At 75.2% G+C, this 24932-nt stretch carries 28 protein-coding genes; 14 read left to right on the plus strand and 14 right to left on the minus strand.

The annotated features are described in order from the left end of the window. The first annotated feature begins 28 nt into the window (after positions 1-28). Together ACIA5A_RS10645 and ACIA5A_RS10650 are read left to right on the plus strand one after the other, a co-directional pair. Positions 29-487, plus strand: a complete 459-nt coding sequence (locus ACIA5A_RS10645; protein WP_396759228.1) for a peroxiredoxin — start codon at positions 29-31, stop codon at positions 485-487. A 72-nt stretch (positions 488-559) separates the two neighbouring features. Continuing rightward, positions 560-1252, plus strand: a complete 693-nt coding sequence (locus ACIA5A_RS10650; RefSeq protein WP_396759231.1) for a hypothetical protein — start codon at positions 560-562, stop codon at positions 1250-1252. 76 nt (positions 1253-1328) lie between these two features. Here the strand turns inward: ACIA5A_RS10650 and cydB are convergent, their stop codons facing one another. Beyond that, positions 1329-2327: a cytochrome d ubiquinol oxidase subunit II gene (gene cydB / locus ACIA5A_RS10655; protein WP_396759234.1), complete on the minus strand. Its 999-nt coding sequence runs from the start codon at positions 2325-2327 to the stop codon at positions 1329-1331. Positions 2328-2340: 13 nt separating this feature from the next. Continuing rightward, positions 2341-3753, minus strand: coding sequence for a cytochrome ubiquinol oxidase subunit I (locus ACIA5A_RS10660; RefSeq protein ID WP_396759237.1), 1413 nt, complete (start codon positions 3751-3753; stop codon positions 2341-2343). A 174-nt stretch (positions 3754-3927) separates the two neighbouring features. Between ACIA5A_RS10660 and ACIA5A_RS10665 the strand changes: the two genes are divergently transcribed. Next, on the plus strand, positions 3928-4698 hold the full coding sequence (locus ACIA5A_RS10665; RefSeq protein WP_396759240.1) for a lysophospholipid acyltransferase family protein: 771 nt from the start codon (positions 3928-3930) through the stop codon (positions 4696-4698). A 41-nt stretch (positions 4699-4739) separates the two neighbouring features. Beyond that, positions 4740-5582, plus strand: a complete 843-nt coding sequence (locus ACIA5A_RS10670) for an SDR family NAD(P)-dependent oxidoreductase (protein WP_396759243.1) — start codon at positions 4740-4742, stop codon at positions 5580-5582. Between the two features lie 90 nt (positions 5583-5672). Here ACIA5A_RS10670 and ACIA5A_RS10675 read toward each other — a convergent pair whose 3' ends face one another. Both ACIA5A_RS10675 and ACIA5A_RS10680 read right to left on the minus strand, forming a co-directional pair. Next, positions 5673-6041 carry a DUF4180 domain-containing protein gene (locus ACIA5A_RS10675; RefSeq protein WP_396759245.1) on the minus strand — a complete coding sequence of 123 codons (369 nt, stop codon included), beginning with the start codon at positions 6039-6041 and terminating at the stop codon, positions 5673-5675. Then, positions 6034-6480, minus strand: coding sequence for a helix-turn-helix domain-containing protein (locus ACIA5A_RS10680; RefSeq protein ID WP_396759248.1), 447 nt, complete (start codon positions 6478-6480; stop codon positions 6034-6036). The genes ACIA5A_RS10675 and ACIA5A_RS10680 overlap by 8 nt, the downstream gene beginning before the upstream one ends. A gap of 88 nt (positions 6481-6568) precedes the next feature. Here ACIA5A_RS10680 and ACIA5A_RS10685 point away from each other — a divergent pair, with 88 nt between their 5' ends. From ACIA5A_RS10685 to ACIA5A_RS10695, 3 genes are all read left to right on the plus strand, one after another. After that, complete coding sequence (locus ACIA5A_RS10685; RefSeq protein WP_396759251.1) at positions 6569-7336, plus strand: glycerophosphodiester phosphodiesterase; 768 nt, start codon at positions 6569-6571, stop codon at positions 7334-7336. Between the two features lie 19 nt (positions 7337-7355). After that, entirely contained in the window at positions 7356-8747 is a 1392-nt protein-coding gene (locus ACIA5A_RS10690; protein WP_396759254.1) for an MFS transporter, read from the plus strand. Positions 8748-8809: 62 nt separating this feature from the next. After that, complete coding sequence (locus tag ACIA5A_RS10695; protein ID WP_396759256.1) at positions 8810-9529, plus strand: thymidine kinase; 720 nt, start codon at positions 8810-8812, stop codon at positions 9527-9529. Positions 9530-9532: 3 nt separating this feature from the next. Here the strand turns inward: ACIA5A_RS10695 and ACIA5A_RS10700 are convergent, their stop codons facing one another. Then, positions 9533-9991, minus strand: a complete 459-nt coding sequence (locus tag ACIA5A_RS10700) for a hypothetical protein (protein WP_396759258.1) — start codon at positions 9989-9991, stop codon at positions 9533-9535. A 108-nt stretch (positions 9992-10099) separates the two neighbouring features. Between ACIA5A_RS10700 and ACIA5A_RS10705 the strand changes: the two genes are divergently transcribed. After that, positions 10100-11227 carry a PQQ-binding-like beta-propeller repeat protein gene (locus ACIA5A_RS10705; protein WP_396759261.1) on the plus strand — a complete coding sequence of 376 codons (1128 nt, stop codon included), beginning with the start codon at positions 10100-10102 and terminating at the stop codon, positions 11225-11227. 36 nt (positions 11228-11263) lie between these two features. Beyond that, the gene (locus ACIA5A_RS10710; RefSeq protein ID WP_396759264.1) at positions 11264-11635 is read left to right on the plus strand and encodes a VOC family protein; all 372 of its coding nucleotides are present in this window, start codon (positions 11264-11266) and stop codon (positions 11633-11635) included. Position 11636: 1 nt separating this feature from the next. Here the strand turns inward: ACIA5A_RS10710 and ACIA5A_RS10715 are convergent, their stop codons facing one another. Both ACIA5A_RS10715 and ACIA5A_RS10720 read right to left on the minus strand, forming a co-directional pair. Next, complete coding sequence (locus ACIA5A_RS10715) at positions 11637-12482, minus strand: LLM class flavin-dependent oxidoreductase (RefSeq protein WP_396759267.1); 846 nt, start codon at positions 12480-12482, stop codon at positions 11637-11639. A 30-nt stretch (positions 12483-12512) separates the two neighbouring features. Continuing rightward, positions 12513-13499 carry a tyrosine-type recombinase/integrase gene (locus ACIA5A_RS10720; RefSeq protein ID WP_396759269.1) on the minus strand — a complete coding sequence of 329 codons (987 nt, stop codon included), beginning with the start codon at positions 13497-13499 and terminating at the stop codon, positions 12513-12515. An 82-nt stretch (positions 13500-13581) separates the two neighbouring features. Between ACIA5A_RS10720 and ACIA5A_RS10725 the strand changes: the two genes are divergently transcribed. After that, a complete protein-coding gene (locus tag ACIA5A_RS10725) occupies positions 13582-14604 on the plus strand; it encodes a helix-turn-helix transcriptional regulator (protein WP_396759272.1) in 1023 nt (340 codons plus the stop codon). A 7-nt stretch (positions 14605-14611) separates the two neighbouring features. On the opposite strand, the gene ACIA5A_RS10730 is transcribed toward ACIA5A_RS10725, so the two are convergent. The 6 genes from ACIA5A_RS10730 to ACIA5A_RS10755 form a co-directional block, all read right to left on the minus strand. Next, on the minus strand, positions 14612-15043 hold the full coding sequence (locus ACIA5A_RS10730) for an Hsp20/alpha crystallin family protein (protein ID WP_396759275.1): 432 nt from the start codon (positions 15041-15043) through the stop codon (positions 14612-14614). 75 nt (positions 15044-15118) lie between these two features. Then, positions 15119-15628, minus strand: a complete 510-nt coding sequence (locus ACIA5A_RS10735; protein WP_396759278.1) for a GNAT family N-acetyltransferase — start codon at positions 15626-15628, stop codon at positions 15119-15121. Continuing rightward, a complete protein-coding gene (locus ACIA5A_RS10740; RefSeq protein WP_396759281.1) occupies positions 15625-16152 on the minus strand; it encodes a DUF2087 domain-containing protein in 528 nt (175 codons plus the stop codon). Before ACIA5A_RS10740 ends, ACIA5A_RS10735 begins: the two co-directional genes overlap by 4 nt. 68 nt (positions 16153-16220) lie before the next feature. Then, positions 16221-16787: an isochorismatase family protein gene (locus tag ACIA5A_RS10745; protein WP_396759284.1), complete on the minus strand. Its 567-nt coding sequence runs from the start codon at positions 16785-16787 to the stop codon at positions 16221-16223. Positions 16788-16854: 67 nt separating this feature from the next. Beyond that, complete coding sequence (locus ACIA5A_RS10750; RefSeq protein WP_396759287.1) at positions 16855-17250, minus strand: cupin domain-containing protein; 396 nt, start codon at positions 17248-17250, stop codon at positions 16855-16857. 27 nt (positions 17251-17277) lie between these two features. Then, positions 17278-17766, minus strand: coding sequence for a GNAT family N-acetyltransferase (locus ACIA5A_RS10755; RefSeq protein ID WP_396759290.1), 489 nt, complete (start codon positions 17764-17766; stop codon positions 17278-17280). Positions 17767-17851: 85 nt separating this feature from the next. Here ACIA5A_RS10755 and ACIA5A_RS10760 point away from each other — a divergent pair, with 85 nt between their 5' ends. Then, positions 17852-19393: a glycosyltransferase family 39 protein gene (locus ACIA5A_RS10760; RefSeq protein WP_396759293.1), complete on the plus strand. Its 1542-nt coding sequence runs from the start codon at positions 17852-17854 to the stop codon at positions 19391-19393. A gap of 35 nt (positions 19394-19428) precedes the next feature. Next, the gene (locus ACIA5A_RS10765) at positions 19429-20247 is read left to right on the plus strand and encodes a TIGR04222 domain-containing membrane protein (RefSeq protein ID WP_396759296.1); all 819 of its coding nucleotides are present in this window, start codon (positions 19429-19431) and stop codon (positions 20245-20247) included. 9 nt (positions 20248-20256) lie between these two features. Here ACIA5A_RS10765 and ACIA5A_RS10770 read toward each other — a convergent pair whose 3' ends face one another. Then, positions 20257-21054 carry a hypothetical protein gene (locus ACIA5A_RS10770; protein WP_396759299.1) on the minus strand — a complete coding sequence of 266 codons (798 nt, stop codon included), beginning with the start codon at positions 21052-21054 and terminating at the stop codon, positions 20257-20259. 389 nt (positions 21055-21443) lie between these two features. Between ACIA5A_RS10770 and ACIA5A_RS10775 the strand changes: the two genes are divergently transcribed. Next, positions 21444-24200, plus strand: coding sequence for a LuxR C-terminal-related transcriptional regulator (locus ACIA5A_RS10775; RefSeq protein WP_396759302.1), 2757 nt, complete (start codon positions 21444-21446; stop codon positions 24198-24200). Positions 24201-24380: 180 nt separating this feature from the next. Beyond that, positions 24381-24926: a hypothetical protein gene (locus ACIA5A_RS10780; RefSeq protein ID WP_396759305.1), complete on the plus strand. Its 546-nt coding sequence runs from the start codon at positions 24381-24383 to the stop codon at positions 24924-24926. Positions 24927-24932: the final 6 nt, after the last annotated feature.

A 24932-nucleotide genomic window follows, 5' to 3' on the forward strand; every position in this document is an offset into this window, starting at 1 on the left:
ATCGGTCGTCGGGCGCGGGAGGTTCGTGGTGGGTGTCGGTGTCGGTGACCTGGTCGAGGACTTCACGCTGCCGGACCAGACGGGCGCGCCGCGGCGGCTGTCGGAGTTCCTGGCCGCCGGTCCGGTGGTGCTGTTCTTCTACCCGGCGGCGATGACCCGCGGGTGCACGGCGGAGAGCTGCCACTTCCGGGACCTGGCGGCGGAGTTCGCGGCGCTGGGCGCGACGCGGGTGGGGATCAGCCGCGACCCGGTGCAGCGGCAGGCGGAGTTCGCCCGGCGGCACGACTTCGACTATCCGCTGCTGTCGGACGTCGACGGCGCGGTGGCCGGCGCGTTCGGGGTGCGGCGGCGCCTGCCGCTTGGCGCGTTGAGCACCCGGCGGATGACGTTCGTGATCGGCGCGGACCGGCGGGTGCTGGCCGTGGTGCACAGCGAGCTGAGCATGAACGAGCACGCCGACGCGGCGTTGCGCGCGCTCGGGGGCTGATCGCCGCGCTGTCGGCCCGGCCTGGTATCAAGGGCGGCAATCAGACAGGTGTACGGAAGAGGGCGTGGCGTGATGGCGGTCCAGGGTTTGTCCACTGACGAGGTCCAGCAGATCCGTGAGTCGTTGGCGGCGGGCCGGAAGCCGCGGGTGGTGTTCACCGAGGCGGCCGGGCAGATGGCCGGGCAGCTCGGGCAGGTGGTGGAGTTGACCGACCCGGCGGCGTCGGAGGAGTTCGTGGTGGTGCGTTTCGGCCGCGACGAGTTGCCCTTCTCCCCCGCCGACGTGGCGGTCGCGCCGCGGGGCGCCGGGCGTAAGCCGGCCGTCGAGGCGAAGCCGGAGCCGGCGCCGCCGAGCGTGCCGGCGGTTCCGGAGCCGGAGTTCGTGCTGGACACGCCGCGGGTGCCGGCGCCGCGGCGGGAGGAGCCGAAGGTGGAGCAGCAGCAGGTGGAGGCGAAGCCGGCGAAGCGGGCGGTGAAGGCGGCGAAGCCGAAGAGCCCGGCCGGGTTGACCGTGACGCTCGCCTACGCCGAGGGCGAGTGGACGGTCGCCGCGCAGCAGGGCACGAAGGCCCTCGCTCGGCCGTACGTGGTGAAGCCGGCGGAGGCGCTGCGGATGGTGGCGCTGGTGGACGTGCCCGGGGTGCAGGAGGCGGTGGAGCAGATCCTGGCCGCCGAGCGGGCCGAGGCGGAGCAGCAGGCGGAGAAGCTGCGCGCCGAGCTGGCCGAGATCGAGGCGCGGCTGGCCGAGTTGCGCGAGGCGCGCTGAGCGGGGTCCGGACGCCCCGCGGGGCCGGTGCGACCCCCTCGCCCCGGCCCCGCGTACCCCTGCGCCCACAGGTCCATCAGTGTTGCGGAATGTTCTGTACCCCGATTCGGCGGCGGAACACCCAGTAGGTCCAACCTTGATAGGCGAGCACGATCGGGGTGAACACCACCGCCACCCAGGTCATGATCTTCAGGGTGTACGGGGTGGACGCGGCGTTGACGGCGGTGAGCGTGCCGGCCGGGTCGCCGGTGGACGGCAGCACGTTCGGGAACAGCGCGGCGAACAGGGTGGCCACGGCCAGCGCGATGGCCACGGCGGTGCCGGTGAACGCCCAGCCCTCGCGGCGTACCCGGGCCGCGGCGAGGCCGCCGAGCAGGGCGAGCGCGGCGCCGGCGGCGAGCACGACGGCGGCGGCGCTGGAGCGGATGGTCAGCGACCAGCCGAGGAACGCCACCGCGGCCACGGCGGTGCCGGCGCCGAGCTTGACGGCGAGGGCGCCGGCGCGTTCGCGGATGTCGCCGGTGGTCTTGAGCGCGAGGAACACCGCGCCGTGGGTGAGGAACAGGCCCAGTGTGGTCAGGCCGCCGAGCAGCGCGTACGGGTGCAGCAGGTCGAGCAGGCCGCCGACGTACTCGTGGTCGGCGTCCAGCGGCACGCCCCGGAAGATGTTGGCGAACGCCACGCCCCACAGCACGGCCGGCACCGCCGAACCCCAGAAGATCGCCTGGTCCCAGCGGCGTTTCCAGGACGCCTCGGGGCGCTTGTGCCGGTATTCGAAGGCGACGCCGCGGGCGATCAGGGCGAGCAGGATGAGCAGCAGCGGCAGGTAGAAGCCGGAGAACAGGGTGGCGTACCACTCGGGGAACGCGGCGAACATGGCGCCGCCGGCGGTGATCAGCCACACCTCGTTGCCGTCCCACACCGGGCCGATGGTGTTGATCAGGACGCGGCGTTGCCTGTCGTCGCGGCCGAGCACGGGCAGCAGCATGCCGACGCCGAAGTCGAAGCCTTCGAGGATGAAGTAGCCGGTGAAGAGCACGGCGACGAGGAGAAACCAGACGGTCGTCAGTTCCACGGTGGGCTCCGGGTCAGTAGGCGAACGCGAGCGGGCGCTCGGCGTCGTCGGTGTCGTCGTCGGCGGGTTCGTCGCTGACGTCGGGTACGCCGGCGCGGGCGTAGCGGACCAGCAGCTTGAACTCGATCACCGCGAGGGTGGCGTAGATGAGGGTGAAGGCGGTGAACGAGGTGAGCACCTCGGTCAGCGAGACGCTGCGGGACACGCCGTTGCGGGTGAGCATCTCGCCGAAGACGATCCAGGGCTGGCGGCCCATCTCGGTGAAGATCCAGCCGAAGGAGTTGGCCAGCAGTGGCAGCACCGGCATGACCAGGCCGGCGCGCAGCAGCCAGCGGCTGGTGGGGGTGCGGCCCTTGCGCTGGCTCCAGAGCACCAGCAGGGCGATCGCGGCGGCGGCCAACCCGAAGCCGATCATGAAGCGGAAGCTCCAGTAGGTGACCGGGATGATCGGGGCGTAGTTGCCGGGGCCGTACTGGCTGGCGTACTGGGCCTGCAGGTCGTTGATGCCCTGCACGGTGCCGTGGGGGTCGCCGGTGCCGAGGAACGACAGCAGGTAGGGGATCTTGAGGGCGAAGACCTCGCGGCTGCCGTCGAGGCTGCCGACGGTGAGCACGGAGAACGAGGCGGGGCTCTCGGTGGTGTAGAGGCCCTCGGCGGCGGCCATCTTCATCGGCTGCACCTCGGTCATGATCTTGCCTTGGATGTCGCCGGTGAGCACCACCAGCGCCGAGGAGACCAGCACCACCCAGGAGCCGAACGTCGTGGCGAAGCGGTAGGCGCCGTTGTCGGCGCTGCCGCGGTTGCGCATCACGTGCCACAGTCCGACGGTGACCACCAGGGACCCGGCGACGAGGAACGACCCGGCGAGGGTGTGCGGGAAGGTGACCAGGGCGACCTTGTTGGTGAGCACGGCGACGAAGTCGGTCAGCTCGGCGCGGCCGCTGTCCGGGTTGATCCGGAAGCCGACCGGGTTCTGCATGAACGAGTTGGCGGCGAGGATGAAGTAGGCCGACAGGTTGGTGCCGATGGCCGCGGCCCAGATCGCGGCCAGGTGCAGCCGCTTGGGCAGCCGGTCCCAGCCGAAGATCCACAGGCCGATGAACGTGGACTCCAGGAAGAACGCGACGAGCGCCTCGATGGCCAGCGGCGCGCCGAAGATGTCGCCGACGAAGCGGGAGTAGTCGCTCCAGTTCATGCCGAACTGGAACTCCTGCACGATGCCGGTGACCACGCCCATCGCGAAGTTGATGAGGAAGAGCTTGCCGTAGAACTTGGTGAGTTTCAGGTAGCGCTCGTTGCCGGTGCGGTGCCACATCGTCTGCAGGATCGCGACCAGCACGGACAGGCCGATGGTCAACGGCACGAACAAGAAGTGGTAGACGGTGGTGACACCGAACTGCCAGCGGGCGACGTCCAACGCGTCCACCTGGAACCCCCAGCCTTCGTACTACGAGACGTAGTAGATACTACTCGGCGTCGTAGTGAAAACGTCAGGGTCGCAGGTCCCGAACCGACCCGGGACCAATGACCCTGATCACCTTGTCGCAGGGCCCGTCCCGGGCCCCGGGATCACTCCGGGGCGTGCGACCATCCACCACTGATGGACACCTCCCCCTGGCGCGCGCCGCTGCTGTGGCGCGGCGCGCAGACCCTCGCCCACGCCGTCGTGGCGCTGATCGGCCGGCTCGAGGTCACCGGCGACGTGCCGGCCGACCTGCGGCGCGGGCCGCTGATCCTGGCGGCCAACCACATCAGCCCGTTCGACCCGGTGGTGCTCGCCGCCGCCTGCCGGGCCCGCCGGGTCGCCCCCCGGATCATGGCCACCGGCGGGCTGTTCCGCACTCCGGTGCTCGGCGCGCTGATGCGCCGCGCCGGGCACATCCGCGTCGATCGGGGCACCACCGCCGTGCACCGGTCGCTGGAGATCGCCGCCGAGGCGGTGGCCGGCGGGTCGGTGGTGCTGGTCTACCCCGAGGGCCGCATCGGCCTGGACCCCGGCATGTGGCCGGAGCGGGGTAAGACCGGCGCGGCCCGGCTCGCCTTCGCCAGCGGCGCCGCCGTCGTCCCGGTCGCCCAGTGGGGCTCGCACGAGGTGCTGCCCTACCGCGCCCCCAAGGGGATGCTGCGCGCCCTGGCCCGGGCGCTGCGCCGCCGCCCGGTGATCCGGGTGCACTTCGGCGCCCCGGTGGCCCTGCGCGACCTGCGCCCCGGCGTGCCCGGCGCGGCCCGGCACGCCACCGACCGGATCATCGACGCGATCACCGACACCCTGGCCCCGCTGCGCCCGCACGAGCCGGACCGGCCGCGCCACGTGGACCCCGGCCGCCCGGTCGACCTCAGCCGCGCGCACCGGCGGCACCGAACCGGCTGAACCCGGCGCGCCCGCGCCGCCGGGGTGAGACCGTGACAGGCGTGGACGCACCCGTCGTGTTGATCACCGGCACCTCCACCGGCATCGGCCTGGCCACCGCCGTGGGCGCCGCCCGCGCCGGCTGGCGCACCGTCGCCACGCTGCGCGACCCGGACCGCGCCGGCCCGCTGCGCGCCGCCGCCGACGCCGCCGGGGTCGGCGACCTGCTGGAGGTACGCCGGCTCGACGTCGTCGACCAGGCCTCGGTCACCGCCTGCGTCGCCGACGTGGTGGCCCACCACGGCCGGCTCGACGCGGTGGTCAACAACGCCGGCGCCGGACACGTCGGCACGCTCGAACGCGAGAGCGTCGACGACGTGCGGGCGGTCATGGAGGTCAACTTCTTCGGCGTCCTGCACGTCAGCCGCGCCGCCCTGCCGCACCTGCGCGCCGCGAACGGCCGGCTGATCACCGTGACCAGCGTCGGCGGGGTCGTCGGGCAGCCGTTCAACGAGGCGTACTGCGCGGCGAAGTTCGCCGTCGAGGGGTTCATGGAGTCGCTGGCCCCGGTCATGGCCACCGTGGGCGTCAGCGTCTGCGTGGTCGAGCCCGGCGCGGTGGCCAGCGAGTTCGTCGCCAACGTCGGCGTCGACCCGGACACCGCCGTCACCGCCGCCGGGCCGTACGGGCCGGCGCTGCGCGCGTACCTCGAGCGCAGCGCCGGCGCGTTCGCGGCCGCGCAGTCCCCCGCCGATGCCGCCGCGGCGGTGGTGGCGACGCTCACCGATCCGGAGCCCGCGCCCCGGGTGCAGACCTCGGCCGCCGCCCGCCAGTTCGTCGCGGTGAAGCTGGCCGACACCGACGGCCTGGGAGTGACCGCCCTGACCGCCGGCTGGCTGCGCTGAGCCCCTCCCCCGCCGATCTTGCACTTGCTGCCCGGATGTATCGGGCAAACCGTCCCCGAACGGGGGCCGAAAGTGCAAGATCGGCGGGGGTTACGAGGCGGCGCGCAGGCGGGCGTCGAGGGTGGGCAGGTCGGGGACGAACCAGACCTGGTCGTGGCGGTTGGACTCGGCGACCAGCGCGCGCAGCGCGCCACTGGCGGCCAGGTGCGCGGAGATGTCGCCGACCACCACCAGGCGCAGCCGGTAGTTGACGAACTTCTGCATGACCTCCCCGGCGAAGCGGGTGCCCAACGCGAAGAAGCTCGGGTCGAGTCGCTCGGCGGGCACCGCCACCACTGTGGCGCCGGCGAACGCCGCGCCGATCAGGTCCAGCGCGTCGGCCTCGGTGGCGATCGGCGGGCCGGCCGGGTCGCAGACCAGCACCGTGACGCCGGCCCGCTCGTGCAGCTCGTCAGCCACCGTGGGTCTCCCCGGAGAGCAGGCCGTTGTCGCCGTCGAGCACCGCGTCGAGCAGGCGCAGCAGCTCGGCGGTGGCGCCCAGGTCGCCGAGGACGATGATCTTCATATGGTGCCGCTCCTCGTCGTGGACCGTCTGCACGCGCAGCGGACGGCCCGGGTCGGGGTGGGTGTTGGCGCCGGCCAGCACCAGCGTGGCGAGCCGGTCGGCGGCGGCCCGGTCGACGCCGTCGAGCGCCACGATGCCGGACACCTCCGCCGCCGGGGCGGCCGGTCGCGCGGGCCGGCCGGTGAACGCGTCGAGGTCGGCGCGGGCGATCCGGTACTGCTTGCCGATCCGCGTCGCGGGCAGCCGGCCGGCGCGGATGTAGCCGCGGACCGTGCGCACGTGCAGCCCGAGCCGCGCTGCCACCTGCTCCACCGAGTACATGTCGTTACTCATCGCACCCTAGGGTAGCCCTCACAGGGAAGGATAAGGAAATTCGGCTGCCGGCCACCCGAGCGTCGCCTCCGCCCGGCATACTGCCGGCGTGCAGCCCCGACACGGCTACCTCGACGCGCCCGCGCCGCTGGCCTTCGCCCACCGCGGCGGCGCGGCCGACGGCGACGAGAACACCGCCGCCGCGTTCGCCCGTGCCGTCGCGCTGGGCTACCGGTACGTGGAGACCGACGTGCACGCCACCGCCGACGGCGTGCCGGTGGTCTTCCACGACCCGACGCTGCGCCGCGTCACCGGCGAACCGGGGCGCATCGCCGACCTGCGCTGGGCCGACCTCGCCTCGGTGCGCGTCGGCGGGGCCGCCGTGGTGCCCCGCCTCGACGACGTGCTCGCCGCCTGGCCGGAGATCCGGTTCAACGTCGACGTCAAGGCCGACGGTGCGGCCGCGCCCACCGTCGCCGCGATCGAGAGCGCCGGCGCCGCCGACCGGGTGCTGCTCGCCTCCTTCTCCGACGCCCGGCTGACCCGGCTGCGGGCCCTGGCCGGGCCGAAGGTCGCCACCAGCCTCGGTATGCGCGGCGTGGCCCGGCTGCGGATGGCCTCGCTGCACGGGCGGTCGTTGCGGCTGCCGCCGTCGGTGGTCGCCGCGCAGGTGCCGGTCTCCTACGGGCGGATCCCGGTGGTGGACCGGCGGTTGATCGCCTACTGCCACCGGATCGGGTTGCAGGTGCACGTCTGGACGATCGACGAACCTGCCCAGATGCACCACTTACTTGATCTTGGGGTGGATGGCATCATGACCGATCACGTCGGCGTGCTCCGCGACGTCTACCGCAGCCGCGGCCTCTGGGCCGCCTGACCCACCCGAGGACCGCCCGATGGCCGATACGGTCACCCCCGCCGTCGCCGAGCCCGCCCGACCGGGCAGCACCCGCCGCGAGCGCACCGGCTGGTACTTCTACGACTGGGCGAACTCCGCGTTCCAGACCACTGTCATCACGGTCTTCCTCGGGCCGTTCCTGACCACCGTCACCGAGCTGGCCGCCGGCTGCGAGCTGGGCGCCGACACCTGCGACGGCGTGGTGCACCCGCTGGGCATCCGGGTCGCCGCCGGCTCCTACTATCCGTACCTGATCTCGCTGTCGGTCTTCCTCACCGTGTTCGTGCTGCCCGTGGTCGGCGCGATCGCCGACCGGTCGGCGCACAAGAAGCGGCTGCTCGCCGCCGCCGCGTTCACCGGCGCCGGGGCGACCATCGCGTTCGCGTTCGTCACCGGCGAGCGCTACCTGCTCGGCGGCGCGCTGTTCCTGGTCGCGAACATCGCCTTCGGCGCCGCCGTGGTGGTCTACAACTCGTTCCTGCCGCAGCTCGGCGGCCCGGACGACCGCGACGGCATCTCCAGCCGCGGCTGGGCCATCGGCTACCTCGGCGGCGGGCTGCTGCTCGCGCTCAACCTGGTCGCGGTCACGATGCTCAGCGAGGAGGGCAACGCGCAGCGCACCCTCGACCTGGCCCGGTGGTCGATCGTCTCGGCCGGCGTGTGGTGGGCCGCGTTCACCCTGCTGCCGCTGCGCTGGCTGCGCGAACACCCCACCGCCGCCGCGCTGCACGGCGGCGGCAACGTGCTCACCGACGGCTTCCGGCAGCTCGGCCGCACCCTGCGCGAGGTCAAGGCGTACCCGCTGACGCTGTTCTTCCTGCTCGCCTTCCTGGTCTTCAACGACGGCATCCAGACCGTCATCACCCTCGCCAGCCAGTACGGCACCGAGGAGCTGCGGCTGGAGCAGAGCACGCTGATCGTGACCATCCTGCTGGTGCAGTTCCTCGCGTTCGGCGGCGCGCTCGCCCTGGGCGCGCTCGCCAGGCGCATCGGCGCCTGGAAGACCGTGCTGCTGTCGCTGGTGCTCTGGACCGGCGTGATCATCGCGGCGTTCCGGCTGCCCGCCGAGGCGCCGGTGCCGTTCATGATCCTCGGCGGCTGCATCGGCCTGGTCCTCGGCGGCAGCCAGGCGCTGAGCCGGTCGCTGTTCAGCCAGCTCATCCCCGCCGGCAAGGAGGGCGAGTACTACGGCTTCTACGAGATCAGCGACAAGGGCACGAGCTGGCTCGGCCCGCTCGCCTTCGGCCTGGTCTTCCAGCTCACCTCCTCCTACCGGGTCGGCCTGGTCTCCCTGCTGATCTTCTTCGTGGTCGGCTTCGCGCTGCTGGCCGCCGTGCCGATGCGCCGGGCCATCCTCGCCGCCGGCAACACCCCGCCCCGCGTGCTCTGAGCCCACCCGGTCGATCATCGCGGCCGGTATGCGGCGGCGTCGATCGGCTAGGCTGCCCCGACGTGACCGACGACGCCGCTGCCGCCCCGACCTGCCTGGCCCGCCCCCTGCCGGGGCCCGGCGACGACCGCGCCGGTGGCTGCGCCGCCGCCCGCGGCGTCGACGGCCGGCCCCTGCACGCCGCCGCGCTGAAGTTCTTCTGGGGCCCGATGGACTGCGGCAAGTCCACGATGGCGTTGCAGATGAACTACAACCACGCCCGGCAGGGCCGCCGCGGCCTGGTCACCACCCGCATCGACCGCTCGCTGGGCCCGCAGGTCACCACCCGCATCGGCCTGGCCCACGAGGCGATCGAGGTCACCGACGGCCTCGACCTGCGCGACCTGGTCCGCTCCGCGTGGGCCGAGGGGGTACGCGTGGACTACCTGATCTGCGACGAGGCGTCCTTCTACGACCTGGAGCACGTCGAGCAGATGGCCGAGCTGGTCGACAAGTTCGACGTCGACGTCTACGCCTTCGGCCTGGCCACCGACTTCCGCTCCTGCCTCTTCCCGGCCGCGCAACGGCTGTTCGAACTCGCCGACGAGGTGGCCCGCATCCAGGTCGAGGTGCTGTGCTGGTGCGGCCGCGAGGGGCTGCTCAACGCCCGGGTGGTCGACGGCCGGGTGGTCCGCGAGGGCGCGCAGGTGGTCATCGGCGACACCGTCGACACCGCCGACGTGCGCTACCAGGTGCTGTGCCGGCGACACTACCGCTCCGGCGACCTCGGCCCGCGGGCCTGAGCGTCAGAACGGATCCCCGCACACCCGCCAACTCCCGTCCTCCGACACCACCGGCAGCTCGCGTTCCTCGCTGCCGCCGCCGTCGCGGTTCAGCCGCACCAGCACCGTGGCGCGCGGACGGCCGGCCCGGGTCTTGACCGACACGTCGACGATCTCGTAGCCGCTGACCAGCGGCGGCGTGCGCACCCAACTGCCGAACCCGGCCTGGCTCCACCGCCCGCGCGCCTCGCGGCACAGCCGCCCGTACGCCCGGTCGGTGTCGCCGGCGGCCACGTCCCGGAAGAACCCGTCGGTGGCCTCCCGCACCGGCCCGCCGGCCTGCAACACCACCTGGGCGTTCCACACCGCCAACCCGGCCACCCCGATCAGGCAGGTGCCCAGCCCCAGGACGGCGACCAGCACACCCGCGCGCATCGGCCGGCGACGCCGGGCCGGTCGGTGCCACCCCTGCTGCCTGCCCATCACCACCGACGGTAGGCAACCGGCGACCGGCCCGCAGCCGGTTGTGCCGCAGTCGCCCCCGCGACCGCGCATCGTCTACCGTCGGGCCACCCGTCGCGAGGAGCCCGGATGACACCCGACCGTCCCGTGATCGAACTGGACCGGCCGGCCCCCGCGCCGGCGCGCGGGCCGGCGTCGCCCCGGCGGTGGCGGCTCGCGCCGGCGCTCGCCGCCTGCCTGCTGCTCGGCGCCTCCACCGCGCCGGCCCCGCCGACGGTCACCGGGCCGCCGCTGCCGGCCCGGGCCACCCTGCTGGCCGCCGGCGGGCTGCTGCTGGTCGCCGACCCGGGCGCGCTGACCGCCTACACCCCGACCGGCCGGATGACCTGGCGCGTGCCGGCGCCCGCCGGCGCCTGGTCCGCGGCGTCCGTCGGGGACCTGGTGCTGGTCACCACGCGCGACACCGCCCGACAGGTGACCGGCACCTCGGCGTACGCGGCCGGCACCGGGCACCTGCGCTGGCGCCGCCCCGACCGGGTCCAGCCGGCCGGCGCCGCCGCGGTCGCCGTCACCGAGGTACGCAGCGTCGCCGACCCGGGCCAGCGGATCCAGGGCGCGGTGCGCGGCGTCGACCTGGCCACCGGCGCGGACCGCTGGTCGACGCCGGTGCCCTCGACCGCCGTGCTCGCGACGTCACCGGGCCGGATCGTGGTGGTGCACGACACCGGACTGGCCCGCGTGCACGACACCCGTTACGGCGCGCCGGTCGCCGAGACCCGCCTGCCACCGGCCGGGTACGCGCCGGACAACCCGATCGTCGTCGGTGACCACCTGGTGCTGCGGCACCCCGCGCCCGGCGGCACCACGCTCAGCGGATACGACCTGCCGTCGCTCACCCCGCGCTGGCAGCGGCTGCTGCCGGTCGGGGAGGCACCCGCGCCCGGCTGCCCCCGGCTGCTCTGCCTGAGCGGGGTGGCCGACCGGCGCGCGCTCGACCCGGGCACCGGCGGGCAGGTGTGGCGGTGGCCGGGCGGGGCCGGCTGGCAGCCGGTGCCCGGCGACCCCGACGCGGCGCGGCAGGTGCTGCTGCGCCCCGGCCGCGACGGCCGCACCCTGGTCGTCGACGTCGGACCAGCCGGCCCCCGCCCGGGCGGCCCGCTGCCCGCCGGCACCCGCGACTGTCACCTGGTCGCCGGCGCGCTGGCCTGCCGGAGCGCCGACGGGAGACTGACCGTGCGACCCGCCGGGCGTACCTGACAGCAGGTGGCAGGTACCGCCGGCAGACTGCCCGGCATGACGACACACGCCGACCTCGCGATGGTCAACCTGGACAGCCCCGACCCGGCCGCCCACGCCGCGTTCTACGCCCACGCCCTCGGCTGGGAGATCACCCACAGCCAGGCCGAGTACGCCATGATCGTCTCCGGAGGCACGTCGATCGGCTTCGGGCTGGTGCCCGGGTACGCGCCGCCGGCCTGGCCGGACGAGACCGGCGCCAAGCGCTACCACCTCGACCTGGTCGTCCACGATGTGGCGCTCGCGGAGAAGGACCTGCTGGCCGCCGGCGCGACCCGCCCCGAGTTCCAGCCCGGCGGCGAGGGTTGGACGGTGCTGCTCGACCCGGCCGGGCAGCCGTTCTGCCTGTGCCCCCGCCGCAAGGACTGACTCAGCGCAGCGGGCCGCGGGCGACCGCGGCCCGCATCGCGGCCGGATCGCCGGCCGGCACGTACTCCAGCCACCAGGTGGCGCCCGCCGCCGCCAGCTCGGCCAGGTAGGCCCGCTCGGCCCGCTCGTCGGCGCGCCGCCGCCGCCCGCCGACGGCCACGTCGAACGGCTCGCCGTCGGCGCGGGTGGCCGGCAGCGCGGCGACCAGGGCGGCCACCTCCTCGGCGGTGAAGTCGGACCAGCCGTCGGTGTCGGTCAGCTTGTAGGGCACGATGCCGTCGGCCCGGGCCGCCCGCCGCAGCACCGCCTTGGCCTGGGTGCTGCCGCCGACCCAGACCGGCACCCGGGGCGACTGCACCGGCGGCGGGCGCAGCGCCACGTCCTCGGCGCGGTAGTGCACGCCCCGGTGGTTGACCCGCTCGCCGCCGAGCAGCGCGACAAGCAGGTCGAGGCCCTCGTCGAGCATCGCCGCGCGGGTCTTCACGTCGGTCGGCTCGCCGAACGCGGCCAGCCCCCGGTCGGCCGGATCGCCGAGGCCGACCGCGACGCCCGCCCGGCCGCCGGAGAGATGGTCGAGGGTGAGCACCTCCCGGGCCAGCTTCGCCGGGCGACGCCGGGGCAGCGCGGTCACCGTGGTGCCCAGCCGCACCCGCTCGGTGCGCCCGGCCACCGCCGCCAGCACCAGCCACGGATCCCAGGTCGGCGGGTCGTCCCCGGCGTGGTGGACGAGGTAGTCCTCCAGGAACACCCCGTCCCAGCCGGCCCGCTCGGCCAGCTCGCCGAGCGCGACCAGGTCGGCCACCGTCACCGCCGCGCCCCCGCAGGAGATCTCCAACCCGTGTCGCATGCCCGGCACCCTACGGTCGGGGTGCGACGCTCAGCCGCGCCGGCGGGCGCGGGCGGCCCAGATCGTGTACGCCGGGTCGCGGTCCAGGTTGTGCCGGTCCCGGTCGTAGCGGCGGGTGGTGCGCGGATCGGCGTGCCCCATCGCGTCCTGCACGTCCTCCAGCGGCACCCCCTCCGAGCGGGCCGTGGTGGCGAACGCGTGCCGCAGCGAGTGCGGCGACAGCCGCGCCCAGGCGGCGATCCCGGCGCTCTGCGCGAGGCGGCGCACCAGCCGGAACACCGCGTGCCGGTCCAGCCGCCCGCCGGTCGCGGTGACCAGCAGCGGCCCGGTCAGCTCCGGCACCGTCACGCCCCGGGCGGCGGCCCGGTCGGCCAGGTAGGCGTCGAGCGCGTACGCGGTGCCCGGGGTGAGCGCGCGGCGGCGTTCCTTGCCGCCCTTGCCGACGAAGCGGACGCTGCGATGACCGCGCTCCGCCCCCAGGTCGGACAGGTCCAGCGAGACCAGCTCGCCGACGCGCAGCCCCAGGTCGGCCAGGAGCGCCAGCGCGGCCCGGTTGCGCGCGGCGGTCGGGCCGGTGTCGGCCTCGGCGGCGGCGAGCAGGGCGTCGACCTCCTCCGGGCTCAGGCCGACGGTGGCCGAGTGGTCCCGGTCGACCCGGGGTCGGTCCGCCGCGGCGACCGGGTTGGCCGGCACCGCGCCGAGCTTGACCAGGAAGTCGTACCAGCTCGACAGCGCGGACAGCCGGCGGGCCACGGTGGCCGGGGTGAGCGGGCGCCCGTCGCGTGCGCGCGGGGTGGACTCCAGGTCCCGGCCGTACGCGTTGACGTCGAGGAAGGTGACCCGCAGTGGCTCCACGCCGCGCTCGGCGCACCAGCGCAGCCAGCCGGTGACGTCGCGCCGGTAGGCGTCGCGGGTGTGCTCGGACAGCCGCCGGTTGCGCAGCCACGCCTCGGTGAAGTCGGCCGGGCCGCCGGACAGGGCGGGACGCGCGCGGGGCAGCACCTCGGGACGCAACATGTGAGAAAGGCTCTCAGTCGGTGGCGCGTTTCGCGACGAGGCGCGCCCGAGAAGGATTTCCGGCGCGGGCTACCGTCGGCGGATGCGCGCCAGCCGACTGGTCTCCCTGCTGCTGCTTCTGCAGACCCGGGGGCGGATGACCGCCGGGGAACTCGCCGAGGCCCTGGAGGTGTCGGTGCGCACCGTCTACCGCGACGTCGAGTCGCTCGGCGCCGCGGGCGTCCCGGTGTACGCCGACCGCGGCCCGGCCGGCGGCTACCGGCTGCTGGCGGGCTGGCGCACCCGGCTCACCGGCCTGACCGGGCCGGAGGCCGACGCGCTGTTCCTCGCCGGCCTGCCCGGCCCGGCCGCCGAGCTGGGCCTGGCGTCCGCGGTGGCCGCCGCCGAGCTGAAGGTGCGCGCCGCGCTTCCCGACGAACTGGCCGACCGCAGCGGGCGCATCCGGCAACGGTTCCACCTGGACGCGCCCGGCTGGTTCCGCCACCCGGAACCGGTGCCGCACCTGGAGACGCTGGCCGGGGCGGTGTGGGAGGACCGGCTGGTGGAGCTGCGCTACCGGCGTTGGCGCGCGCCGCGCGAGGTCACCCGGCTGGTCGCCCCGCTGGGCGTGGTGCTCAAGGCCGGCCGCTGGTATCTCGTCGCCCGCTGCGACGACGAGCTGCGCACCTACCGGGTCGGCGCGGTGCTCGACGCGACCGTCACCGACGAGCGCTTCGACCGGCCCGACGGGTTCGACCTGGCCGGCTACTGGCGGGAGTGGACCGCCCGCTACGAGCGCGACGTCTACCGGGACCAGGCGCGGATCCGGCTCACCGCCGCCGCGCTGGAGTTCATGCCGTACGTCTTCCCGCCCGAGATGAGCCGCGCGGCCCGGGCGGCGGCAGGCGAACCCGGCCCGGACGGCTGGCTGGAGACCACCGTGCCGATCGAGTCGGTCCGCCACGCCCACGGCGAGCTGCTCAAGCTCGGCGCCGAGGTGGAGGTGCTGGCGCCCGCGGAACTGCGCGCCCGGTTCACCGCCACCGCGCACGCGCTGACCCGGCTCTATCCCGACGACGGCGACGCGGGGTCGGCCGGCGCACCGGCCTCCCCCGCGTCGGCGTGAGGCGCGCTCAGGCGGTGGTGAGCTGCCGGTGGCCGTTGCCCTCCGTCGCGGTGACGGTGATCCGGCGCGGCTTGGCGCGCTCGGCGATCGGGATGCGCAGGGTCAGCACGCCGTTGTCGTAGCCGGCCTCCAGCCGGTCGGTGTCCAGCGTGTCGCCCAGGAAGAGCTGCCGGGTGAACGTGCCCATCGGTCGCTCGGCGGCGACCAGTTCGACCTGCTCGCCGGTGGGCCGGCGGCGCTCGGCGCGCACGGTCAGCACGTTGCGCTCGACCGTGCAGTCGATGCTGTCCGGGTCGACGCCGGGCAGGTCGAACGCGGCGTAGAAGTGGTCGCCGTCGCGGTAGGCGTCCAGGTGCATCACCGCCGGCCGGGCGGTGGTGCCGAAGAACTGCTCGGCGATCCGGTCGATCTCGCGGAACGGGTCGGTACGCATCAACATGGCCGTTGCCTCCTCGGTTCTCCTGGCCCAAGGTCTCTTGTTGAGTCGAGGCGACTCAACTTCTCGGTTTCTGTTTTAGCGCGGCGCGGCGGCGTCGTCAACTCGCGCCGGCAGTGACTTCTCGAACCAGTGCTGCGCGTACGGGCCGGCGTTGAACGCGGGGATCTCCCGGTAGCCGTGCCGGGCGTAGAGCGCGCGCGCCTCGACCAGGTCGGAGCGGGTGTCCAGCCGGATCCGGTCCGCGCCGGCGTCGCCCGCGTACGCCTCGACGGCGGCGAGCAGGGCCGCCCCGCCGCCGGCGCGACGGTGCGCCGGTCGCACGTAGACCCGGGTCAGCTCCGCCCAGCCCGGTCGCCAGCGCAACCCGGCGCACCCGGCGAGCTCGCCGCCGTGGCGGGCCAGCACCAGCAGCCCGGTCGGCGGGGCCAGGTCGTCGCCGGGCATCTCGGCCAACGCGGCGTCCACCTCGCCGGGGCGCTCCGGGCGGCCGAGCCAGCGGCGGACCATCTCCGCCATGTACTCGCGCAGCAGCACTGCCGCGTCCGGGTCGGCCGGACGGGCGGGACCGGTCGTCCAGCCGGTCACGGGCCGGTCCGCCAGTAGACGCCGTGCTCGCGGGTGAGCAGCAGGTCGTCGATCAGATAGCGGCGCAGCGTGACGTGGTCGGCCTCGCCGCCCTCGCACCACTGGCGCAGCGCGTCGTCCACCGCCCGCTCCGGGTAGCGCACGCCGGGCTCGAAGGTGCGCTCGGTGATGTGCTCCAGCAGCACCCGCCGCCGGCCGCGCTGCGCGGGCAGTCGGATCAGCGCGCCGTCGCGCAGGAACGTGCGCAGGATCGTCTCGCGCGGGTCGGCGGACGGCGTCGCCGGGGCCGCCGACGCGGTCCGGGCGAACTCGCGCAGCCGCTCGCCGTCGATCCGCAGACCGGCCTCGTCGTCGGCCAGCACACCCGCGTCGGTGAGCCGCCGCACGGCGGTGGCGGCGTCGCGGGCGGGCAGGCCGGTGCGGGCCACCACCGCCGGCACGTCCCGGGCGCCGAGCACGATCGCGGCGAACACGACACGGCGACGCTCGTCGGCGAGCGCCCCCGCCAGAGCTTGTGCGGTCATGGCCGGCAGCCTGCCAGCCCGCACCGGCAGCGGCCAGGCGTTTTCGCGGCCGGCGCGGGGCGGGGCGGTCAGGCCGTGCCGGTGGTGGCGAAGTCCACGTCGGCGGCGTCGACAGTGCCGGCGGTGCGGCCCGGCGCGCTCTGGAACCCCCAGTAGAGATTGGTGTGCGCGATGACCTGCGCAGGCGGGGGCGCCCCGTAGGCGGACAGGTCCTCGGTGGTGTGCGCGTCGGCGACCAGCACGGCGTCGTAGCCGCGGGTGAACCCGCCGTGCAACGTCGAGCGGATGCACGCGTCGGTCTGCGCGCCGGTCACGACGAGCCGGCCCACCCGGGCGTCCGCGAGCACCCGCTCCAGGTCGGTGTCCTCGAACGAGTCGCCGTAGGTCTTGTGCACCAGCGGCTCGTCGTCGCGGCGCGTCAGCTCCGGCACGATCTGCCACGGCTCGCTGCCGGCGGGCAGGTCGTCGGCGCGGTGCTGCACCCAGACGACCGGGACGCCGGCGGCCCGGGCGCGCTCGACCAGGACGGCGATGGTGGCGACCACCCGGTCACGGTCGTGGGCCTCGGCCACCACGCCGTTCTGCACGTCGACGACGAGCAGGGCGGTGTGCGGGCGGTCGGTGAGCGTGCTCATGGCGGGACTCCTTCGGCGGCCGTCGTCGCGACGAACCTAACCGCGGCCCCCGACACTTCCGACCGGGTCAGAGGCGGTGCCCGGTGGTGGCTTCCACGTGCGCGGGCACCGTGTCGTGCCGGTCGCCGACGCTCGACGTGCCGGACGGCTCGAACATCAGGATCGACGCGCCGTCCGGCGCGTACGGCCGGTGTTCCACCCCGCGCGGCACCACGAACACCGCGCCGCGCGGCAGCGTGACCTCGCGCTGCCCGCCGTCGACGCCGTCGCGCAGCGCGATGCGCAACTCCCCGTCGAGCACCAGGAAGAACTCGTCGGTGTGGTCGTGGCTGTGCCAGACGTGCTCACCGGCCACCTTCGCGATCCGCACGTCGTAGTCGTTGACGGTGGTGACGATCCGCGGACTCCAGAGCTGGTCGAAGCGCGCCAGGGCGGCGGCCAGCTCGATCGGTTCGGCGCTCATCCGGCCATCCTCGCGCACCCGCGGCGGTCAGAGGAACCGGTGCATGACGTGCAGGCCCACCCGACCCTCGCGTGGATGCGCGAACGCCTGCGGCACGGTGCCCACCACGGTGAAACCGAGCCGCCGGTACAGCTCCACCGCCGCGACGTTCGTCTCCACCACGGCGTTGAACTGCATCGCGGCGAACCCCTGCCGGCGCGCCCAGTCCAGCGCGTCCTCGCACAGCGCCCGACCGACGCCCCGGCCGCGGGCGCCGGCGGCGACCATGAAGCTCGCCGTCGCCACGTGCGACCCCGGCCCGGGCTTGTTGGCGCCCATCTTCGCGGTGCCGAGCACCACGCCGTCGTCGTCCACCGCCACCGAGGTACGCCCCGGCGGGCGTTCCAGCCACACCTCGCGCGCCACCTCGGCCGGCCAGGTCGGGTCGTAGACGAACGTGTCGCCGGCGGTCAGGACGTCCTCGACGATTGGCCAGACCTGCCGCCAGTCGGCGTCGGTGCAGTCACGGATACGCATCGCCGGCACGCTAGCGGCCACCGGGACGCCGCGCCACCGCATTGCGGGGCAGCGCCGAGCACCTCCGTCGGGCCATGATGGGCAGGTGGCCGAATCCGTCACCGACGTCGATCGCCGCGACGCCGCCACACCCGACGGCCCGCCTGCCGTCGGGCCGCGCACGGCGGCGCCCTGGCTGGTCGGCGCGGCCGTCACCGCGGCGCTGCTGCTGCTCGCCGGCCGCTACGGCTACCACCGCGACGAGCTCTACTTCCTGCTCTGCGGGCGGCACCTCGACTGGGGCTTCGTCGACCAGGGCCCGCTCGTGCCCGCCCTGGCCCGCGTCGCCGACACGATCGCGCCGGGCAACCTGGTGCTGCTGCGGACCCCGTCGGCGCTGATCGGGGGCGCGGCGGTGGTGCTGGTCGCCGCGATCGCCCGCGAGCTGGGCGCCGGCCGTGGCGCCCAGGCGGTCGCGGCCGTGCTCGCCGCGGCCTCCGGCGTCGTCCTGGCCGGCGGGCACCTGCTCAGCACCACCACCGTCGACCTGCTGGTGTGGCTGGTCGCGGTGCTCTGCGTGACCCGGACGCTGCGCACCGGCGACACCCGTTGGGTGCTCGGCGCCGGGCTGGCCCTCGGCGTGGGGATGATCAACAAGCCGCTGCCCGCCCTGCTCGGCGTCGGCCTGGTCACCGGCGTGCTGATCGCCGGGCCGCGGCGGTTGCTGCGCGACAGGTGGGTGCTCGCCGGCGCGGCGGTGGCCGTGCTGCTCGCCGCGCCCTACCTGACGTGGCAGGCGGCGCACGGCTTCCCGCAGCTGTCCGTCGCGTCCGCCATCGCCGACGGCGACAGCTCCTACAGCGGTCGCCTCGAAGCGGTCGTGCTGCAACTGGAGATCGTCAGCCCGTTCGCGGTGCCGGTGTGGGTGGCCGGGCTGGTCGCCCTGCTGCGCCGACCGTCCTGGGCGGCCTACCGGGCGCTCGCCTGGGCATGGCTGGTGGTGGTCGCGATCGTGGTGCTGGCCGGCGGCAAGGGCTACTACGACGCGCCGCTGCTGCTGGTGCTCACCGCGGCCGGCGCGGCGCCGACCGTCGCGTGGGCCCGGCGCGGCGCGGCCCGCGCCCGGCAGGCGCTGCTCGCCGTCGCCGCCGTGCTGATGGTGGCCGGCGGCGCGGTGCTGCTGCTGCCCGTGCTGCCGGCCGACCGGCTGCCCGGCTTCGTGGTCGCGGTGAACTACGACGCCGGCGAGACGATCGGCTGGCCGGCGTTCGCCGACTCGGTCGCCGCCGTGCACCGCGGCCTGCCCGTGGCCGAACGCGACCGGGCGGTCGTGCTGACCGGCAACTACGGCGAGGCCGGCGCGCTGGCCCGCTACGGTCCGGCACGCGGCCTGCCCCGGGCCTACTCCGGGCACAACAGCATGGCCGCGTTCGGCCGGCCGCCGGCCGGCGCCGACGTGGTGATCGCCGTCGGCTGGTCCCGCCCCGACCAGCTCCGCCGCTGGTTCACCGAGGTCACCGAGGCCGGCCGGGTCGACCAGCGGGTCGACGTCGACAACGAGGAGAACGGCGAGCCGATCTTCGTCGGCCGGGGACTGCGCCGCCCCTGGGCCGACATCTGGGACGGTGAGGTCCGGCACGCCTCCTGATCACCGGGCCGGGCGGCCGGGCCATACTTGTCGCCATGCTCTGGGGTGTCAGCGGACCGCTCTTCCTCCTCGACTACCTGGGCGCGGTGGCCGTGGCCGTCGCGGTCGCGCTGGCCGTGCGGGAGTTGACCGGGCGCCGCGCCCGCGGCGCGACCCCGGACCGGGTCGAACTGGCGTACCTCACCGACCGGGCGCTGCTGGCCTGCCAGGTCGGCGTGGCCGCGCTGCGCCGCGCCGGCGGGGTGACCGTCGGCGAACTCGCCACCCTGCAGGCCGAGGGGCCGCCGCCGCCCCGCTCGCCGGCGTTGGTCCGCGCCCTGCACACCGCGCTGCGCCGCCCGCAGACCTGGGCCGCGGTCCTCGCCGACCCGGACGTCGGTCGGGCGCTGCGCAGGTGCGTCGCCCGGCTGGCCCGGGACGGCTGGCTGCTCACCCCCGCGCAGCGACGACGCGTCGCCCTGGGCACCCTGCCCCTCTTCGCGGTCGCCGCCGTCGGCGTGACCCGGCTCGTGGACGGCGCGGTCGAGGGACGCCCCGCCGGCGGCCCGGCGTCCGTCGCCGGTCTGCTGCTGTGCTGCCTGGCCACCGCGCTGGGCGGCTGGTGGCTGACCGAGGTGCCGGAGACCGGCGCGGCCGCCCGCCGGTTGCTGCGTCGGCTGCGCCGCGAACACGCCGACCTGGACCCCGAACGCCGCCCGGTCTGGCAGGGACGCGACACCGACGCGTTGCTGACCGCCATGGCGCTGTTCGGGCCCCGACCGTTGCTCGCCGTCGACCCGGCCTTCGCGGTGCAGGTCGGCGTCGACCCGGAACGCGGCCGTCCCCGACCCGAGCGCCGGCCCGCCCGCCGCTGAGCCCGGCCCTCAGCCGCGCCGGCCGACCGCCCCGGGGGGTACGACGCCCTGGTGCCACCGCGGCGAGCGGCGCGGGCCGCCGGAGCGCCGGGACAGTGACCGGATCAACCCGGCGTGCACCCGCTGCTCGTCGCGTGCGGTCAGCCCGAGCTGGTTGTGCAGCAGGTGCACCATGCCGAACGCCGCCGCGCCGTCGTCGCCGGGGGTGTGCCGGTGCCGCTCCAGCAGCCGCGACCAACAGGTCAGCGGGTGCTGCTCGGTGGCCAGCGCGGCCGCGATCCGCCGCCACCGCGCCGGCGGCACCACCGCGACGTCCCGCGCGCCGGTCACGACCGGAGCGTCGGCGACCCGCAGCGCCGGACAGGTGCGGACCGCCGCCACCATGGTCAGGTCCACCGCGGCGCCCAGCCGGGCCGGCCGGTCCGGCGTCATCCCGATCAGCTCCACCGCCACGTCGACCAGCCGGAGGTCGGGCGTCGGCGGCCCGGCGAGCTGCGGCAGCCGCGTCGGGCCGTGCGCCCCGACCGCCGCGCAGAGACCCGCCAGCCGCGCCGCGAGCAGCCCCGGCGCGCCACCGAGCAGGTGGATGTCGACCATCCGCGGCGACTGGCGGGTGAACGACCACCCGGACAACTCCCCCACGGCCTGCAACTCGCGCAGGAGCGGGCCGACCCCCCGCGTCACGAACGCGTCGGCCACCGCGGCGCGCGGTGGCAGCAGGCACCGGAACACGTGCCAGCGATCGGCCGTCTCCTCGGCGCTGATCTCCGGCGGACTGTCCAGACAGGATCGACCATGCATCGTCATGAACCGTTCCCCCAACGTAGGCGTCGCACCGCCGCAGTCGACGGTAGGCCAAGCCCACCGAAGCGACAGTAGGGAAAACCCGACAGTGGGGTGAACTGAACGCGAGCGCGGCGGCGCGCTGCGTGGCCGGACAGGACCGGCACACTCGGTTGACCACTGTCGATTCCACTTCCAAGACGGTCAGATCCGACCACTCTCGCGATCGTCACAGTTGTTTCGCGATCGTAGAGTGACACCGGGTGCTCGCCCCGACACCGGCGACCGTTCCGGCCGGGTCGGCACACCGCACGGTCCACAATGGGCGGAACTGGGGGACGGCTGATGCGGGACCTGAGCGTGTCACCGGGCGCCGCCCGACCCGGTCGCGCGGACCGGGCGGTGGTGCGCCGGTGAGCGGCGTCGAGCCGGTGGCGCCCGGCGGCCCCCTGGAACCGCTGATCGGCCGCAACTGCGCGCTCGACACCTTCGACAAGGCGCTGTGCGCGGCCCGGGTCGGGCAGTCGTCGATGCTGGAGTTCGCCGCCGACCCGGGCTGCGGCAAGACCCGACTGCTGCGCGAGCTGGCCGTGCGGGCCGGACGGACCGGCGTACCGGTGCTCACCGCGGCCGGCCACGACGGCGACCGGGTCCGGCGCTCGCTCGCCGCGCTGGTGGAGCCGGCCACCACGGTGGCGCGCCGGCCCGAGCCGGGCGCGGGCGCGTCGGTGCTGCTCCTGGACGACCTGCACCTCGCGCCACCGGCGGTGACGACGCTGCTGGCGCGGCTCGCGCAGGCGCCCCCGGCCGGGCTGTTGCTCGTCGTCGCGTACCGACCGCGGCAGATGCCCGGCTGGGCGACGGCCGCGCTGGGCAGCGTGGTCCAACTCAACCGGCGCACGTTCACCCTGGCCCCGCTGGACCCGGCCGGCGTGGCCGCGCTGCTCGGGCTGCCCGACGGCCGGGCCGGGCAGCGCGTGCACCGGCTCTCCGGCGGGGTCCCCCGCTACGTGCTCGCCTACCGGCCCGAGGCGCTGGACGGCGCGGTGGCCGCGTTGCGCGGCCTGCCGGCGGAGCTGCCGTTCGAGGTCACCGCCGCGGTCCAGCTCGACGTGGACGCCCTCGAGGTGGACCAGCGGCGGATGCTGGAGGCGGTCTCGGTGTGCGCGGAGGGGTTCGAGCCGGCCCTCGCGAGCGCGCTGGCCTGCCGTGACCCGGCCACTACCAACGACCTGCTGGACGGGCTGGTCGCGGCCGACCTGCTGCGCACCGACCCGGCGCTGGCGCCGACGCTGCGCTTCCGGCACGAGGTCGACCGGACCGTGGTCTACCGCTCGCTGTCCCCCGGCCGGCGTCGTCACCTGCACGCCCTCGCCGCCGGCCTGCTGCGCGACCTCGGGCACCCGGTGACGCGCTACGCCGAGCACCTGTGGGCCGGGGGGCAGTGCGCCGACCCGGCCACGGCCGACGCGCTGATCGAGGCGGCGGAAAACCCGCAGACCCCACGGCTGGACGCCATCCGGTGGCTGACCGGTGTCCGCCGGCTGGTGCCCGACGCCGGGCCGGTCGACAGGCGCCGGGTCCGCCTGGACTTCGCCACCGCCGACGCCCTGGTCGGCGCGGGACGGCTGCGTCCGGCCCGGACGCTGTTGCAGGACCTCAGCCGCCGTCCGCTGCCGGACGACGACCAGCGGGTACGGGCGCTCGTCGCGCGCGCCCGCGTCGAGCGCCTGCTGGGGCGGCCGTTCGACGCGTACGCGCTGCTGCTGCCGCGACTCGACGCGCCGGCCGGGCCGCGCCCCCGGTTCGACCTGACCGTGGAGGCCGCCGTCTCGGGCGCGCTCTGCGGCGCTGCCGGAGCCGGGCAGCACGCGGACGACCTGGGCCGGCTCGCCGACCAGCTCGACGAGCCCGGCTGCCGGACCATCGCGGCGGTGGTCGGTTGTTTCGTCGCCGCGCACGTCGACTGCGGCCTGCCGGTCGAGGAGGTGTTGGGCCGCGCGTCGTCCGAGGTGGACGCGCTGGCCGACGACGAACTCGCCCGGCACCCGGACCTGCTGGCGTTGCTGGCCTGGGCCGAGCACCTGTTGGAGCGGGACCGCTCCGCGTTGCACCACCTCGACCGGGCGTTGGAGATCTGCTGCCGCGCCGGCCTGGTCGCGCTGACCCCGTGGCTGCTGATCGGCCGGTGCGCGGTGACGTGCCGGCTGGGCAGCCTCGACCGGGCGTTGAGCGAGGGCGAGGACGCCGAGGAGGTGGCGGTGGCGATGGGTGTCGAGCCGATGGTCGGGCTGGCCCGGGCGCACCGCGCCATCGCGGTGGCCTGGCGTCGCGGTCCCGCCGCCGCCCGCCAGCTCGCCGAGACCGCCGTCCTGGACGCGGCCACCCGGCGCCCCAACTGGTACGACGGGGTGAGTCAGCGGGTGGCCGTGCGGCTGCGGTTCCTGGCCGGCGACCGGGTCGGCGCGGCGCCGGCCCTGCTGCGGGCCTGCGGCGGCGCCGACCTGGGCCAGGTGGAGGTGACCGGCCGGGCCTGCTGGGCCTCGTCGCTGGCCGAGATGACCCACCGCGGCGGCCGGCGGGACGAGGCGCTGCACTGGCTGGCGGTGGCCGGGCGGCACGCGCAGCGGGCGCGGCTGCGCGGGCAGAGCGCGATGGTGCGGATCAGCCGGGCCCGGCTGACCCTCGACACCGATCCGCGCGGCGCGGCGGACCTGGCCGGCGCCGCCGCCGACAGCTTCGCCGACATGGGTTGGCGGTTGGACGAGGCGTCGGCGCGGTTGGTGCGGGCGCGGGCGCTGTGCGACGTGCGGGAGTGGACGGCGGCCGAGGTGGAGCTGGCCGAGGCACGGCGGATCTCCGATCTGGTGGCCTCACCGCCGTTGCGGCGGGCGGTGGCCGCCGTGCAGAGCCGGGCGGCCGGCGCGGCGGGGCGTCGGCCCGACGGCGCGGCCCGGGGCGAGCTGACGTTGACCCGGCGGGAGTGGGACATCGCCCGCCTGGTCGCGGCGGGGGCGAGCAACGCCGAGGCCGCGGAGCAGGTGTACGTGACGGTGAAGACGGTGGAGGCACACCTGACCCGGATCTTCCGCAAGACCGGGGTGTCGTCGCGGGCCGCGTTGGCGGCGCTGCTGGCCACCGGCGCGGTCAACTATCGGGGGCCCGCCTGACGGCCCGGTCTCTCGGGTGGCCGAAGAGAGATGAAGGATAGGCGACCGCAGGATGGTGTCGGACATCTAGGCTCCTGTCATACTGAGATCCGATATCTTGTCTCCCACCATCAGCACCCCCCGTTCCAGCAGATCGGACGGCCTCGCTGCCCACCCGGACATGCGCAGGAAGGCATCGCCGTGAGCCAATACATCATCACCATCGTCCCGGTGGAGGACGACGGCGAGGAGATCACCGGTCCGGTGGCCCAGACCGTCGTGCGTCTGGACACCGGCGACGGACACCCGGTCGTCCGGGAGCTGACCGTCCGTGCCCCGCAGAGCGCCGGCCTGACCGGCGAGCTGCCGTACGTCGACTTCGACGCCCTGCTGCGTGCCTTCGTCCCGCCGCAGGACCGCGAGCGTGGCCGGGACGCCGGCTCCGGCGACCGCCCCGGACCGGGCGTCGGGCCGGTGCCCGCGGCGGTCCCCGTCACCACCGCGGTCGCGTCGGGACCGCCGCCGCCGCGACCCGCCCGACGCGCGGCCGAGCCGGAGCGCCTCAGCCGGCTCAAGAGCGGGCGCGCCTACCGGCGGGCGCCCGACCCGGCCGACCTGGAGGCGGTCTACGAGCAGGTCGGCACCATCAGCCGGGTGGCCGAGCACTTCGACGTGCCGGTGCACACCGCGCAGGGCTGGATCAGCCGGCTGCGGCGCAAGCACGACGCCGAGGTCAGCGCGGGCTGAGCACCG

The sequence above is a fragment of the Micromonospora sp. NPDC051300 genome, from assembly GCF_044455315.1.
GTDB classification, from domain to species: Bacteria; Actinomycetota; Actinomycetes; order Mycobacteriales; family Micromonosporaceae; genus Micromonospora; species Micromonospora robiginosa.